The organism is Streptomyces sp. DG2A-72 (assembly GCF_030499575.1).
In the GTDB taxonomy this organism is placed as follows: Bacteria; Actinomycetota; Actinomycetes; order Streptomycetales; family Streptomycetaceae; genus Streptomyces.
Window position 1 is genome coordinate 2,216,598 of the sequence record NZ_JASTLC010000001.1, and the last position, 14,378, is coordinate 2,230,975.

General features: G+C 69.4%; 12 protein-coding genes. All 12 read right to left on the bottom strand.

Going from position 1 to position 14,378, the window contains the following annotated elements; translation table 11 throughout:
• Window positions 1-40: 40 nt before the first annotated feature.
• On the bottom strand, window positions 41-1,390 hold the full coding sequence (locus QQY66_RS10580; protein WP_301978890.1) for a sugar ABC transporter substrate-binding protein: 1,350 nt from the start codon (window positions 1,388-1,390) through the stop codon (window positions 41-43).
• Window positions 1,391-1,453: 63 nt separating this feature from the next.
• Window positions 1,454-3,454 carry a pectinesterase family protein gene (locus QQY66_RS10585; protein ID WP_301978891.1) on the bottom strand — a complete coding sequence of 667 codons (2,001 nt, stop codon included), beginning with the start codon at window positions 3,452-3,454 and terminating at the stop codon, window positions 1,454-1,456.
• 33 nt (window positions 3,455-3,487) lie between these two features.
• The gene (locus QQY66_RS10590) at window positions 3,488-4,996 is read right to left on the bottom strand and encodes a glycoside hydrolase 43 family protein (protein ID WP_301978893.1); all 1,509 of its coding nucleotides are present in this window, start codon (window positions 4,994-4,996) and stop codon (window positions 3,488-3,490) included.
• Window positions 4,993-5,838, bottom strand: a complete 846-nt coding sequence (locus QQY66_RS10595; protein ID WP_301978894.1) for a PmoA family protein — start codon at window positions 5,836-5,838, stop codon at window positions 4,993-4,995. Before QQY66_RS10595 ends, QQY66_RS10590 begins: the two co-directional genes overlap by 4 nt.
• On the bottom strand, window positions 5,838-6,989 hold the full coding sequence (locus QQY66_RS10600) for a Gfo/Idh/MocA family protein (protein ID WP_301978895.1): 1,152 nt from the start codon (window positions 6,987-6,989) through the stop codon (window positions 5,838-5,840). Before QQY66_RS10600 ends, QQY66_RS10595 begins: the two co-directional genes overlap by 1 nt.
• The gene (locus QQY66_RS10605) at window positions 6,986-8,269 is read right to left on the bottom strand and encodes a polysaccharide lyase family 1 protein (RefSeq protein WP_301978896.1); all 1,284 of its coding nucleotides are present in this window, start codon (window positions 8,267-8,269) and stop codon (window positions 6,986-6,988) included. The genes QQY66_RS10600 and QQY66_RS10605 overlap by 4 nt, the downstream gene beginning before the upstream one ends.
• Window positions 8,266-9,156 carry a carbohydrate ABC transporter permease gene (locus QQY66_RS10610; RefSeq protein ID WP_301987265.1) on the bottom strand — a complete coding sequence of 297 codons (891 nt, stop codon included), beginning with the start codon at window positions 9,154-9,156 and terminating at the stop codon, window positions 8,266-8,268. Before QQY66_RS10610 ends, QQY66_RS10605 begins: the two co-directional genes overlap by 4 nt.
• Before the next feature lie 5 nt (window positions 9,157-9,161).
• On the bottom strand, window positions 9,162-10,100 hold the full coding sequence (locus tag QQY66_RS10615; RefSeq protein ID WP_301978897.1) for a carbohydrate ABC transporter permease: 939 nt from the start codon (window positions 10,098-10,100) through the stop codon (window positions 9,162-9,164).
• Window positions 10,101-10,196: 96 nt separating this feature from the next.
• Entirely contained in the window at window positions 10,197-11,927 is a 1,731-nt protein-coding gene (araD, locus tag QQY66_RS10620; protein ID WP_301978898.1) for an L-arabinonate dehydratase, read from the bottom strand.
• Entirely contained in the window at window positions 11,924-12,835 is a 912-nt protein-coding gene (locus tag QQY66_RS10625) for a dihydrodipicolinate synthase family protein (protein WP_301978899.1), read from the bottom strand. Before QQY66_RS10625 ends, araD begins: the two co-directional genes overlap by 4 nt.
• Complete coding sequence (locus QQY66_RS10630) at window positions 12,832-13,512, bottom strand: GntR family transcriptional regulator (protein ID WP_301978900.1); 681 nt, start codon at window positions 13,510-13,512, stop codon at window positions 12,832-12,834. The genes QQY66_RS10625 and QQY66_RS10630 overlap by 4 nt, the downstream gene beginning before the upstream one ends.
• A 143-nt stretch (window positions 13,513-13,655) precedes the next feature.
• On the bottom strand, window positions 13,656-14,246 hold the full coding sequence (locus QQY66_RS10635) for a TIGR03086 family metal-binding protein (RefSeq protein WP_301978901.1): 591 nt from the start codon (window positions 14,244-14,246) through the stop codon (window positions 13,656-13,658).
• Window positions 14,247-14,378: the final 132 nt, after the last annotated feature.

Genomic DNA, 14,378 nt, shown 5'->3' on the forward strand with positions numbered 1-14,378 from the left:
CAGCAATCCGCAGCCGGCCACGCACAGGTGCGACCGAGATCTAGCCGTTACGCGAATCCCACTCGGTCTGAGCCTCGTTGAGCTGTCCGGCCAACGTGTCCAGGAACTCCTTGGCGCTCATGTCTCCGTTGAGCACCTTCTGGAAGTTCGGCTCGTTGTCGGCCTTGGAGATGGAGTTCCAGTCGGGCAGGTAGTACGGCAGCTGCACGATCGTCGTCGACCCGTCGTTCAGCGCCTCGGCCGCGAGCTTGGTCGGCTCGGCCTTGGAGATCCACGCGTCCTTCGCGGCATCCGTGTTGGACGGGATGGCGCCGGCCGATTCGTTCCACTTGGAGTTCGACTCGTGCGACGCGGCGAACTCGATGAACTTCCAGGCGGCTTCCTTGTTCTTGGAGCTCTTGAACAGGCCGAGCCCGTCGACCGGGTTGGAGACCTGGACCCGCTTGCCGCCGGGGCCCGTGGGCTGCGGGATGCCGCGGAACTTGTCGGCCCCGAGCGCCTTGACGTGGTCCTGATAGGAGCCGAGGTTGTGGTTCAGCATCCCGATGGTGCCGGAGTCCCACTGGGCGACCATCTTGGTGAAGTCGTTGTTCAGGTCGGCGGCCGGGGTGACCTTCTTGTACAGCGCCGCGTACTTCTCCAGCGCCGCGACGTTCTTCGGGTCGTTGACGGTGGTCTTCTCACCGCTGGCGTCCCAGAAGGACGTGATCCCGGACTGCCCGTACATCGCGTCCAGCGCCTGGGCGATGGAACCGGCGCCGCCACGGATCGTGTAGCCGAACTCGTTCTTCTTGACGTCGGTGAGCTTCTCCGCGGCCTCGTAGAACGTGTCCCAGGTGGTCGGCGCGTCCAGGCCCGCCGCCTTGAACAGGTCGGTGCGGTAGTAGAGGACACCGTTGTTGGCGGAGGTCGGGATCGAGTACAGCGCGTCGTCACCGCCCCCGGCGGCCTTCAGCGACGTGACCATGTCGTCGTTGAGCTTGCCGTTCAACGACGACTTGGCGAACCGGTCGTCCAGCGGATCCAGCGCCTCCTGCGCGGCGAAGCCCGCGAGCATCGCCGCGCCGACACCGCCGACGTCCGGCAGGCCGCCGCCCTGGATGGCGGTGTCCACTTTGGACTGGTAGTCGGTGGCGGGGATGCCGACGTACTCGACCTTGATGTCCGGGTTGGCCTTCTGGAAGTCGGCGATGACCTCCTTCCAGATGTCGGTGCGGACACCGCCGTTGTTGTCCCAGAAGACGATCTCGCCCTTGCCGCTGCCCTCTTCGCCCTTGTCTCCGCCGGCGCCGCTGCCGTCGTCACCGCAGGCGGTGGTGGTCAGGGCGAGGACGGAGCCCAGAGCGACGGCCACGGCGGCGCGCCTGCTTCTGCGGATGCTGATCTTCATTGGTCGGCTCTCTTCTTCTGGATCAAACACTTCTGGATCAAGCGAGCTGTGAAGTTGTGGGGGTCAGTGGCGGGCATACGGCGCCCAGTCGTCCGTGCCGTTGAGGTAGTCGGCGACGGTGTGCGTCCTGGCGTCGGCGGCGCTCATCTGCGGCCGGTCCGGGGTCACGGCCGCACCCGGGCCGTCGTTCTCGTACTCGGTGAAGCGCGCGTCCTTCCACGAGAACCCGCTCATGTCGGTCCACGGCGAGGACTTGATCGCGGCGGGCAGCCAGGTGTCGCGGATCAGGACCTGCGCGACGGCGTTCGGCTCGCCGCCCGGGTGCCAGGGCCGTCCCAGGTGGAAGGACCCGGCCGGCGCGTCGCTCACGATCTCCGAGTCGGTGATCAGGAACCCGTAGGGGTTGTCCTTGAAGGTCGAGGCGGCGGTGATCCAGCCGTTGTTGGTGGTTGAGCCGCGGTTGAGCGCGCGGATCACGGAGCGCTCGATGACGGTGGTCGCGCGTCCGTAGATGAAGTCGACGTCGCCCTCGATGTAGGAGTCGCGGACGTAGACCCTACTGATCACGTCCAGCTTGGGGCTGTTGGTCATCAGGGTGTCCTGGTTGCCCAGGAAGGCGGTGTTCTCGAAGACGATCCGGTCACCGTTCGTCTTCATCGCCAGCGCCTGCTCGCCCTTGAGCTCGTGGGCGGCCTCGTCGAAGTCGTTGCTGAAGGTGAGGTTGCGCGCGGTGACGTCGTTGGCGTCGATCCGCACGGTGGCGCTTCCGGTGGAACCGCCGTACTCGGCAGGCGTGTCGTAGACGATGACGGTGTCGGACCGATCCTGTCCAGTCCCCTGCAGCACGATGTTCGGCTTGTTCGAGGGGATGTGGACCTTCGCCCGGTACGTGCCCGGCGCGACCGCGATCGTCACCGTGCTCGCGTTCCCGCTCGGCACGGCGTCCACGGCGGCCTGCACGGTCGGGTAGTCGCCCGGGACGTGCAGCGTCACGGAGTCACCGATCTGCTTCTGTGGCCCGGAGAACCGCGTCACCAGCGCCGGGACGGCGGCGGCCGGGTCCAGCCGGTACCGGTAGAACTCCCGCGGATCGAAGGCGTCACCCCGCTCGTCGTGCCGCCCGGTGGTGTTCCTCAGGATCGACCCGCGCTCGACCAACTCGGCCGTCGCGTCCGCCTGGTAGGGGTGCTGGACGCCGTCGTAATAGCTGTTCTCCAGGACCATCTTGGTCCGGCCGCGCGCCCAGCTGCCGTACGTCCACACCGGGTCTCCGTCGCGCACCTGGTCCGTGAAGTAGTTGTTGTACAGGTGCGCGTAGGCACAGTTGTCGGCGGAGGGATTGCGCTGTTTCGTGCCGGTGAACCAGTTGTGGTCGATCGTGATCTCGGTGAGGACGTTGGTGGTCCAGCCGATCCCGAACGCCTTGTTGTGGTTGGTGAACTGGTTGGAGGAGACAGTGATGTACCGGCTGTCCTTGCGGATGTCGAGCAGCCCGTCACCCATGTGCGTGAAGCGGTTGTGGTCGATCCAGACGTGGTCGACGGTGTCCATCTGGATCGCGTCGAAGTCGGTGGTCTTGCCGTCCCAGTCGCCCTCGACATAGGAGTCGCGGATCGTCAGGTTGCGGATGATGACGTTGCTGGTGCCGGGGTTGAGGTGCAGCTCGCCGTGGACGATCTCGCCGGTGTCGCCGACGCCGATGATCGTCTTGTTCGAGGTCACGACGATGCCCGAGCCGAACGGCTCGACCTCGATCGCCCCCGACACCCGGATGATGTACGGCTCTTCGGCCGCCGCGTACTTGGCCAGCGCGGCCTGGTCGGTGACGGTCACGACCTGGCCGCCCGCGCCGCCGGTGGTGCCGCCGGCCAAGGAGGCGAAGCCGTGCGGCCGGTCGCTCCAGCGGTCGGCGGAGGCCGGGACGGCGGGGGCGGCCGGATCGGGGGTCGCGGCACGGGCGTCGCCGAGGGTCCCGAGGCACAGGGCGCCCACCAGGGCGATCACGGCGGCGACGACCCGGCCGTGCCCGGGTCTCGACAAGCGCTTGCTACGGAAGGGCGTCATTGCGGCTCCCAACAGGCTTACGGGTGACGTGCGTTACGAGGGGGTGATCCGGAACTCGGTGAAGACCGCGGCGCCGGCGTGTCCCCCGCCGACGGGCGCGAGCGCGAACAGTCCGAGCAGGGCGCCGACCCAGCGCCAGGGTGTGGCGGCGAAGACGGGACCGGAGGACGTCCAGCCGTCGCCGATGTCGTACGAGAAGCGGCAGCGTGCCCCGGAGCCGATCTCGATCCGCAGCCGGGCCCGTCCGCCGGGCGCGAGCCGCGGATGGGCGGCGTCCCGTTCGTGCTCGGCGACGGCCTCGGCGAACCGGTGCACCAGGTGGACCGTCCCGTCGGTCCCCCGTTGCAACCCGATCCAGCTGAAGGCGTCTCCGAGCACCGCGAGCCCTGCCCGGGACCCCGGCTCCTCGCTGTGCAGGTGCAGCCCGACCTCCACCGTGCAGGGCGTCCCGGGCAGCCGCTGGGTGAGGACGCTCGGCAGTTTGCGCAGGTCGTGGGTGTCGGCCGAGCGGACGCAGGTGAGGCGGAGGCCGTCGCCGGAGTGCTGGGTGGCCCAGCCGTCCTGCGGGTTGGCGGTCCACTGCCACTGGCGGCCGTGGCGTCCGCCGGGGAAGTCGTCGTCGGTGGCGGGCGCGGCGGCCGGCTGCGGTGGCAGATTCGGGCGCTTGTGTACGGCGACGGGGGCTCCGTCGTCGCCGAGTACCGGCCAGCCGTCCGTGCCCCAGCGCATCGGCTGGAGGTGGACGACCCGGCCGTACGCACCGCGCTGCTGGAAGTGCAGGAACCAGTCCTCACCGGACGGGGTGCGCACCCAGCCGCCCTGGTGCGGCCCGTTGACGTCGGTGTCCTTCTGCTCGAGGACGATCCTCTCCTCGTACGGCCCGAAGAACCCGCGTGAGCGGAAGGCGCCCTGCCAGCCGGTCTCGACTCCCCCGGCGGGGGCGAGGATCCAGAACCAGCCGTCGTGCCGGTAGAGCTTGGGGCCTTCGAGGGTGAACCAGCCGGGGATGCGGTCCCCGTCGACGATCACCTTGCCCTCGTCGAGAAGTGACGTCCCGTCAGGGTGCATCCGGTGGCCGGTGAGGCGGTTCTTGATGCCGGAGCGGGACTTGGCCCAGGCGTGGACGAGGTAGGCCTCGCCGGTCTCGTCGTCCCAGAGCGGGCAGGGGTCGATCAGGCCCTTGCCCGCCTTGACGAGGTGGGGGCGGGTCCAGGGACCGCGGATCTCGGGGGCGTTGATCTGGTGGATGCCCTGGTCGGGGTCGCCCCAGAAGATCCAGAACCGGTCGTCGTGGTGGCGGAGGGCGGGTGCCCAGACTCCGCAGTCGTGGCGTGGGGACCTGAACTCGGCCGCGGGCTCCAGGCGCCCGAGGGCGTGGCCGACCAGGGTCCAGTTGACCAGGTCGCGGGAGTGGAGCAGGGGCAGGCCGGGGGCGCGGCCGAAGCTGGAGGCCGTGAGGTAGAAGTCGTCGCCCACGCGGACCACGTCGGGGTCGGACCAGTCCGCGTCGAGGATCGGGTTGCGGTAGGTGTCGGTCGTCATGCGCTCACCGCCTTGCGCACCAGGGACGCCGCTTCGAGCCGGCTGATGCGGCCGTCGGCGACGACGGTGACGATCCGGCGGACGGCGGTCTCACCGGGCAGGATCGGCAGCCGCTCCTCGGCGGCGAGACAGGAGCCCACGCCGGGATACTCCGTGGCGCGCACGAACCACTGGTCCCAGCGGGTCTGTTCGGTGGCCCCGGCGAAGATCAGGGTCCAGGTGGAGCCCGCGAGAGCCACCCAGGCGGCGCGGGTGCCGTGGACCTCCTGCTCGCCCTCGCGGTCGATGGTGAACACGTCCGGCGTCGTGGACTCCTTGCGCGCCCGCCAGAAGAAGCCGCCGTAGGCAGCGCCGGGGCGGCCGTTGGTGGCCGGGCTGCCGATCGACAGCGGGGCGGAGGTGACGTTGGTGAGGGAGAAGGTGAGGTCCAACGCCCAGGCGGCGTCGGTGAGTTCGGTGGCCGCCACCGTACGGCGCTCGCGCAGCAGCTCAGCTCCCGTGGCCACCCAGCGCAACTCCTCCACGAAGCCGTCGGGGTCGCGGAGCTGGAACGCGGTGTGCCGCTGGGCTCCGTGGTTGTCCAGCTCGGTGGGGCCCCGGTCGCGGACGTAGGTGCGTCCGCCCCAGAAGTTGTGCCCCTCGACGTCGGGAACGGCGACACCGACGCCGAGGTGGTGTGTGTGGTCGGCGGGGCTCAGCTCGGTGACCGCCGTGCCGGCCAGGGTGGTGACGGGGTGCAGATAGGGGCGTGGGGAGAGCCGGGGGGCCAGCTCGGGCCGCGTCACATAGCGGGCGACCGGGCGGCCCGCGACGCGCAGGACCGGGGAGTCGGGGGTCGTCATCAGGTGCTCACCTCTTTCGGGCGCGCTTGCGGGAGCGCCCAGGGGGCGCCCAGCTCGGAGTAGAGGGAGAGGGTGTCGGCGGCAGCGGCGACGAGGCCGTCGACGCCGGGGACCACCCGGCGGCCCTCTGCGGGGACGAAGTGCCAGGCCTCCTCCGGCAGCGGGGCCGGGTCGGGGGCCAGTCGAATCGCTTCCACGACCTTCATGAAGGCGCCCGTCGAGTCCGGCGTGACCAGCAGCTCGGCGCCGGTGGTGACGTGGTCGACGAGGTTCTCCAGCAGGTCCGTACGGCCGTACTCGGTCTCCTCCGGACCGTGGTCGGCACGCTGGAGCAGCACGCGGTCCTGCTTGTACCAGAAGGTGATCCGGCCGCGGCTGCCGTGCACGAGGACGTACGGCTCATCGGGATGCTCGGCGCACAGGGTCGCGGCGACGGTGACCGAGCGGCCCTTTGTGGTGGTGACGCGGACGCAGGAGGTGTCGTCGGACTCGATGTCGTTGGCGCGCAGCAGCTCGGTCTCGATGTCGGTGACGTCCTCGGCGCGGGTCGTGCCGTTCAGCGCGAGGGCGGTGGCGACGGCGTGCGCGAGCGGGTTGGTCAGCACCCCGTCGATCACCTCGACGCCGTTCAGCCGCCGCTTTCCCGCCCAAGGCGCACGCCGGTAGTACGCCTCGGCGCGCGCCCAGGCCCCCGCCCCGCCGATGCCGACCAGTTCACCGATCGCCCCCTCGGCGATCAGCTCACGGATCACCGGCACCGCGTGCGAGCCCAGCGACTGGAACCCGATCTGGCAGGCGACGCCCGCCCGGGCGACCCCGTCGGCCATCCGGCGGAACTCGGCGTACGACGGCGCGGGCGGCTTCTCCAGCAGGAGATGCACACCCCTGGCGGCGGCCGTCAGGGCGAGGTCGGTGTGGGTCGGGATCGGCGTGCAGATCACGGCGATCCGCGCACCGGTGGAGTCGAGGAGGGCGCCGAAGTCGGACGACTGGGCGGGCAGTTCCCGGCCTTGGAGTTCCGCCTCGGTCAGCGGCGTCAGTTCGCAGATGCCGGCCAGGCGTACCAGCCCCTTGTCCTGGAGCCTGCGGATGTTCTCGACGTGCCAGCGGCCATGGCCACGCGCGCCCGCCAGGACGATGTCTACGGTCATGGGATCCTCCCTGCGCCCGCGCCGCGTGCCACCTCTCGGTCGGCCCGCTCGGCGCTGTCGATCTTTGTGTGCAGGGTAGGTGTCCAGCCGACGTCGGCCGTGAGATCGCGCTCGCTACCGGAGTTGTAGGCGTTGTAAATCGCCAGCAGATCGACCGGATAGCCGTTGAAGAGGGTGCCGGTCTGGTGCAGGGCGGTGCCGTTCCAGCTCTTCACCAGGTCGGCGACCTCGATGTGGCCGGGGGTGTGGAAGGCGTTGTTCTCGGCGTAGAGGGCGGACTCGACGGAGATGCCGAGCGAGTACCGGTAGTCGTCCTTGATGGCGTACCGGTTGTTGTAGACGTGCACCTGCCCGAAGCGGACGCGTGGAGCGCGCTGTACGACGGACTCGAACTCGTTGTGGTGCAGGGTCACCCGGAGCTTGCCGCGATCGCCCGTCGCCGAGTCGCCGCTGCCGATCAGCATCGCCTTGTCGTGGTCGGCGAACCGGCTCCAGGAGACGGTGATCAGGTCGGAGCCGTTGGTGATGTCCAGCAGGCCGTCGTGGCGGAGGTAGTTGCGGGCGAAGTAGGTGGGCTCCTTCGCGTCGGGGTGGCCCTTGTCGCTCGCGGTGATGTGGTCGATCCAGACGTGGGTGGCGCCGGTCAGCCACAGGTTGTCGTACGCCGTCTTCCAGTCGCCGAGGCCGCCGGTGTTGGGCTGCCAGACGGGGAAGCAGTCGTAGGCGTCGCGGAGTTCGAGGTTGCGGATGATGACGTTGCCCGCGTTCTTGACCTGGAGGCTTGCGCCTTTGAGTACCGCTGAGGAGCCGAGTCCGACGATCGTGGTGTTGGAGCCGACGTTCAGGACGACCCGTTCGGCCTGCTTCGCGGCGGACGCCTGGCGGGCCTCCTCCTGCGGGCCGCTCGGCTTCGCCCCACCCCAGGTGCGGGGGTCGTACGCGGCCAGGTACTTCTTGAGGCTGTAGCCGTCGGTGGCGTAGTCGGCGCAGTCCAGGTGGTCGCCGTCGTCGTCGGTGTTGGCGTCGATCGTCCCTGCGATCCGGATGATCTTCGGGGTGTCGCTGCCGCCGTCGAGGGCACGGACCAGTTCGGCGCGGTCGGTGACGGTGAAGACATGGGCGTCGTCGGCGGCTGAGCCTCCGGTGGTGCCGGGACCGTACGCCGCCCAGCCGTCGTTGGCGGGCAGGGTGTCGCGGCTGATGTCACGGTCCTCGGCGTGGGCGGGGACGCTGAGCGCGGCCAACAGCGCCAGCGGCACGATGAGTTGATGCTTTCTCATCCCTTCACCGCCCCCGCGCTGAAGCCGGTGATCAGCCACTTCTGGATGAAGGCGAAGACGATCACCACGGGTACGGCCGCGATGATGCCGCCCGCGGCGAGCGCGCCGAGGTCGACGCTGTCCGCGCTCATCAAAGTGTTCAGGCCGACCGGGATGGTCTGCTTCTCCTGGTTGTTGAGGAACATCAGGGCGAACAGGAAGTGGTTCCAGGAGTGCACGAAGGCGAAGGAGCCGACAGCGATCAGACCGGGGCGCAGCAGCGGCAGGACGACGATCCGGAAGGCCTTCATCCGGCCGCAGCCGTCGACCCAGGCGGCCTCCTCCAGGGAGTACGGCACGTTCTTGATGAAGTTGCTGATCAGGATGATCGACAGCGGTAGCTGGAAGACCGTCTCCGCGAGGATGACGCTGCCCAGCGAGTTGATCATCTGCAGTTCGGCGAAGATCTCGAACAGCGGAACCAGGAGCAGCGCGCCCGGCACGAACTGGGAGCACAGCAGCCCCAGCATGAACGCCCGCTTGACCTTGAAGTTGAACCGGGCGAGGGCGTAGCCGCCGGCCAGCGCGACGACCGTCGTCATCACCAGGGTCGCGACGCCGACGAGGACGCTGTTCTGGAAGTAGGTGCCGAAGGCCCGGTCCGTCCACACCTTCTCGAAGTGGTCGAAGGTCATCGGCCAGGGCACGAGCGAGGTGGAGCCGGCCGGACGGAGCGCGAAGAGCAGGATCCAGTAGAAGGGGATCAGGGTGAAGACCAGGTAGATCCCCAGCGGGGTGTAGATCTGCCAGCGTGGGGCCTCGTCCCAGGTGCGGCGCTTCTTCGCCGGACGCTGCGGCTCGGGGACCGGGCGGCGGGCGGCCGGGGCGACCGCGGTGGCCTCCTTGATGGTGCTCACTTGTCCTCACCTCCGAACTTGCTCAGCCGCAGATAGACCATCGAGCAGAAGAGCAGGATCACGAACGCGACCGTGGTCAGGGCCGACGCATAGCCGAAGTTGTGGGCGTCGACGCTGGTGTTGGCGATGTAGAGCGGGAGCGTCGTCGTCTCGCCCGCCGGTCCGCCGCCGGTGAGCGTGTAGAGCAGGTCGACGTTGTTGAACTCCCACACCGCCCGCAGCAGCGTGGACAGGATGATCGCGTCCTTCAGATGAGGCAGCGTGATGTGCCAGAACTGTTTCAGCCGGCTCGCCCCGTCGACCTCGGCCGCCTCGTACAGGTCCTTCGAGACGGACTGGAGGTCGGCGAGGATGAGGATCGCGAAGAAGGGCACGCCGCGCCATAGATCGGCGACGATCGCCGCCGGGAACACGGTGGAGGTGTCCGACAGCCAACTGGTGCCGTAGGTGCCGATGCCCATGTCGGCGAGGTAACGGGTGATGCCCGTCTGGGAGTTGTAGAGCAGCACCCAGATCGCGGAGGTCAGCACACCGGAGACGGCCCACGGCGAGAACACCAGCGCCCGGCCCAGCCCCCGCCCGACGAACGTCTGGTTGACGATCAGCGCCAGTGCCAGACCGAACAGCAGCTGCAGCCCGACCTCGACGAAGACCCACTTCGCGCTGAAGACCAGCGTGTCCCAGAAGACCGGGTCCTCGGTGAAGGCGTGGACGAAGTTGTCGAAGCCCGCGTAGCCGTTCCGCCAGGGTTTGGTGGGGTTGTAGTTCTGCAGGCTGTAGTAGAAGACGCTGAGCACCGGGTAGGCGATGAAGCCGAGCATCAGCACGGCGGCCGGGGCGATCAGCAGGTACGGCAGTCTGCGCGGGGTGGCAGAGGCACGGCGCCGCCGCCTCGGTGGCGCGGGCGGTTTCGCCACGGCTGCGGCTTGGGCCATGACTGTTCTCCGTTCTCGTGCGTTTGCTCGTGCGGGTGAAGCGCTTACCGATCAACGTTCGGGATCTCGGCCAAGAGGGGTCCGGCCGAGAGTGGTTCAGCCCGCGTACGGGTCCTGCACCTTGCCCGGCCGTGCGAGGAACTCGAAGTCGCAGCCGGTGTCCGCCTGGGTGATCTGTTCGTTGTAGAGCGCGCCGTATCCGCGCTCGTACCGCACGGGCGGCGGCGTCCACTCCGCCCTGCGACGCTCCAACTCTGCGTGATCGACGTTGAGTCGGAGCGTTCTTGCGTCGACGTCCAGGGTGATCGAGTCGCCCGTGCGCACCAGCGCGAGCGGGCCTCCGATGTACGACTCCGGCGCCACGTGCAGCACGCACGTGCCGTAACTCGTGCCGCTCATCCGGGCGTCGGAGATCCGCACCATGTCCCGTACGCCCTGCTTGAGCAGGTGGTCGGGGAGGGGCAGCATCCCGTACTCCGGCATGCCCGGACCGCCCTTGGGCCCGGCGTTGCGCAGCACCAGCACGCTGTCGGCGGTGATGTTCAGGTCCGGGTCGTCGATGGTCCGCTGCATCGTCCGGTAATCGTCGAAGACGACCGCGGGGCCGGTGTGCTTGAGCAGGTGCGGCTCGGCGGAGATGTGCTTGATGACGGCGCCGTCCGGGCAGAGGTTGCCGCGCAGCACGGCGACCCCGCCTTCCTGCGCGACCGGGTTGTCGCGTGGGCGGATGACGTCGTCGTCGTGGACGACGGCGCCCGCGATCTGCTCGCCCAGGGTTCCGTTCACGGTCGGCCGGTCCAGGTGCAGCAGGTCGGTGATCCGCGAGAGGAAGGCGGGCAGGCCGCCGGCGAAGTGGAAGTCCTCCATGAGGTACTTCCGTCCGCCGGGACGTACGTTGGCCAGCACCGGCACGGTACGCGCGATGCGGTCGAAGTCGTCGAGGGTGAGCTTGATGCCGGCCCGTCCCGCCATGGCGATCAGGTGGATCACGGCGTTGGTGGAGCCGCCGAGACCCAGGACGGTCGTCACCGCGTCCTCGAAGGCCTCGCGGGTGAGGATGCCGGACGGCTCGATCCCGGTCCAGGCGAGTTCCACGGCGCGGCGCCCGGAGGCGGCGGCCATCCGCTCGTGCCCGGAGTCGACGGCCGGTATCGATGAGGCGCCCGGCAGCGTCATGCCGAGAGCTTCCGCCGCCGCGGTCATCGTGGAGGCGGTCCCCATGGTCATGCAGTGACCCGGCGACCGGGCCAACCCGCCCTGGAGCTCTCGCAGTTCACAGTCCGTCAGGTTGCCCGCGCGGTGCTCGTCCCAGTACTTCCACATGTCGGTACCGGACCCCAGGGTCGCACCGCGCCAGTGCCCCGGCAGCATAGGACCCGCAGGAACGAAGATCGACGGAACATCGGCCGAGACCGCGCCCATGAGCAGCGCCGGCGTCGACTTGTCGCAGCCCCCGAGCAGCACCGCCGCGTCGATCGGATACGACCGCAGCAGCTCCTCCGTCTCCATCGCGAGCAGGTTGCGGTAGAGCATCGGAGTCGGCTTCTGATAGGTCTCCGAGAGCGTGGAGACCGGGAACTCCAGCGGGAAGCCACCGGCCTGCCACACCCCCCGCTTGACCGCCTGGGCGCGCTCGCGCAGATGGACATGGCAGGGGTTGATGTCGGACCAGGTGTTGAGGACGGCGATCACCGGGCGGCCCCGGTACTCCTCCGCCTCGTATCCCAGCTGGCGCATGCGAGCGTTGTGCGACCAGGTGCGCAACTGGCCCTCGGTGCCGTACCACTGGTGGCTTCTGAGTTCTTCCGGGCGCTTTCTGCCGGTCATATGGACCACCCCGCGGCTATCGCGGCGACCTCGGCGCGTTCGTCCTCGGGCAACGGCTTGCTCGGCGGGCGGACGTCGCGGCGGCACAGGCCGAGGGAGGCGAGGGCTTCCTTGACGACGGTGACGTTGTTGGCGGAGCCGTTGGCAGCGCGAAGTTCCTCGAAGCGGCGGATCTGCTCCCAGACCTTCATGGCGGCCGGATAGTCGCCGGATCGAAGCGCCTCGATCATGTTCTGCGAAACGGCGGGGGCGACGTTCACGAGTCCGGAGGTGAAGCCGGTGGCGCCCGCGGAGAAGTAGGAGGGGGCGTAGGGCTCGGCGAGGCCGGCGACCCAGACGAAGCGTTCCAGGCCCGCGTCGCGGGCGAAGGCGGCGAACTTCGCGGCGTCCGGGACGGCGTACTTCACGCCGATGACGTTCGGGCAGGCGTCGGCGAGTTCGGCCAGGCGGAAGCCGCTGAGCTGGGCGTTGCGGATGTACGGGATGACACCCAGCTCGGGCACGGACTCGGCGATGGCGAGGTGGTAGTCGACCCAGCCGCCCTGGGAGACGTACGGGTGGACGGGCTGGTGGACCATCACCATCTGGGCGCCGAGTTCACGGGCGTGACGGGCGGAGGCGACGGCGGTGGGTACGTCGTGGCCGACGCCGACCAGGACGGCGGCGCGGTCGCCCGCCTCGTCGATGGTCAACTCGGTGACGAGCTGCCGCTCTTGGGGCGTGAGGGCGTAGAACTCCCCCGTGTTCCCGTTCGGCGTGAGGATGCCGACACCGCCGTCGAGCAGCCGACGCAGCAGGGCCCGGTGGGTGTCCTGGTCGACGCTGCCGTCCTCGGCGAACGGGGTCACCGGGATCGCCACCACATCGGCCAGGGCCGCCCGCTGGGCCTCGAACGTCACGCTGCTCATTCCTGACCTTCCTCGTCCTGGTGCTCGGCCTGGATCTCTTCATGGGCCCCGGGGAAGGCCCGTTGCACGAACGACGCGATGTGCGCGTGGAGGGCGCGAGCCGCACCGTCCGCGTCGCCCTCCAGGGCCAGCCGCAGGATCTCCCGGTGCTCACCGGCCTCCCTCTCCCAGGAGGGCGAGGCCGCCCAGGCGACGGCGGAGACCAGAGCGGCCTGGTCGCGGACCTCGTCGAGCATCCGGCCGAGCAGCGGGTTGCCGCAGGGCAGGTACAGGGCGCGGTGGAACTCCCGGTTGGCGAGGGATCGTTCGGCGGTGTCGCCGGCCGCGTCGGCGCGGGTCAGCGCGGCGCGCGCGGCGTCGAGCGAGGCGCCGCGCCGGACCGCCCGCTTCAGCGCCTCGGGCTCCAGCAGCAGCCGCACGTCGTAGACCTCGCGTGCCATGTCCGCGTCCACCATGCGCACCGTGACGCCCTTGTACTGGTTCATCACGACGAGCCCGGTCCCGGCCAGGGTCTTCAGCGCCTCCCGCACGGGGGTCTTCGACACCCCGAACTGCGCGGCCAGCTCCGTCTCGACCAGGGCCTGACCGGGCGTCAACTGCCCGGTGAGGATGCGGCGTTTGATCTCCTCCTGCACATATTGCGTGCGGGAGGGGATCGGCGTGGGCACAGAGGTCATGCGCGCCTCTCGGATCTCACATATCGCGTCTCATATATGACGTACGAAGTACGACGCGTTGAAGGTAAGAGGGGCGCCATGTTTCGTCAATGCTTCTGACAGCTTCCGACAAAAGAAGTTGGGGTTGCGGCGAGGGCGTACGGTCACTGCCCGGGCGTCCACCCCGGGTCCCGGCCGCTCAGCCCCACCGCACGGTCGAGCAGCGGTGCGTCCTCCGGCACCGGGACGACCGGGCCGAAGATGCCGCCGCGGGAGGGATCGTCGGCCGCCGCGAGGAGCAGGCCGTAACACAGCCGGAGTGCGGCGGGGTCGGGCTCGTAGGGCTGGCCGGTGGCGCGGGCCAGGTCCCAGCCGTGAATGACCAGCTCGTCCACGGCGACGGCTCCGGCCTCCGCGCCCGACAGCGGAACGCCGCCCGCACGGGTCTCGCCGGTCCAGGCCGCCGGGTCGCGCCAGGCTTCGGCGAGTTCGTCGAGGACCTTGGGCAGTTCCTCGCGCCAGCCGGGTGCGATGTCCGGCACGGATTCGCCGGGGGCGGTGTCCGTGGAGGGGCCGAGGTCCTTGCGGCCTGCGTCGCGGAAGGCGGCGGCCAGGTGGGTGAGGTGCCCGAGCATGTTGCGCACGGTGTAGTCGGGGCAGGGCGTGACGTCCGCGAGCCGTTCGTCGGGCACGCCGTCCGCCAGGCGCGCCAAGATCCTGGTCTGCGGGCCGAGGTCGATGGTCGGCTCGGGCATGGCAGGTCCTCCTGATGTCGGCGATGCGGTCTCTGCTCAGGTGGTGGACCCGACCGCGGCGCAAAACTCATCGGCCGGTCCGTCAGACCATCGCTCAGGTCCGTTCCGTACGGCTGCCTCCTGGTCCGGACG

Coding starts and splice junctions, on each gene's coding strand:
- QQY66_RS10580 (WP_301978890.1), bottom strand. CDS start 1,390: ATGAAGATCAGCATCCGCAGAAGCAGGCGCGCCGCCGTGGCCGTCGCT.
- QQY66_RS10590 (WP_301978893.1), bottom strand. CDS start 4,996: ATGACGACCGACACCTACCGCAACCCGATCCTCGACGCGGACTGGTCC.
- QQY66_RS10600 (WP_301978895.1), bottom strand. CDS start 6,989: ATGACCGTAGACATCGTCCTGGCGGGCGCGCGTGGCCATGGCCGCTGG.
- QQY66_RS10615 (WP_301978897.1), bottom strand. CDS start 10,100: ATGGCCCAAGCCGCAGCCGTGGCGAAACCGCCCGCGCCACCGAGGCGG.
- QQY66_RS10625 (WP_301978899.1), bottom strand. CDS start 12,835: ATGAGCAGCGTGACGTTCGAGGCCCAGCGGGCGGCCCTGGCCGATGTG.
- QQY66_RS10595 (WP_301978894.1), bottom strand. CDS start 5,838: ATGACGACCCCCGACTCCCCGGTCCTGCGCGTCGCGGGCCGCCCGGTC.
- QQY66_RS10630 (WP_301978900.1), bottom strand. CDS start 13,512: ATGACCTCTGTGCCCACGCCGATCCCCTCCCGCACGCAATATGTGCAG.
- QQY66_RS10585 (WP_301978891.1), bottom strand. CDS start 3,454: ATGACGCCCTTCCGTAGCAAGCGCTTGTCGAGACCCGGGCACGGCCGG.
- araD (WP_301978898.1), bottom strand. CDS start 11,927: ATGACCGGCAGAAAGCGCCCGGAAGAACTCAGAAGCCACCAGTGGTAC.
- QQY66_RS10605 (WP_301978896.1), bottom strand. CDS start 8,269: ATGAGAAAGCATCAACTCATCGTGCCGCTGGCGCTGTTGGCCGCGCTC.
- QQY66_RS10635 (WP_301978901.1), bottom strand. CDS start 14,246: ATGCCCGAGCCGACCATCGACCTCGGCCCGCAGACCAGGATCTTGGCG.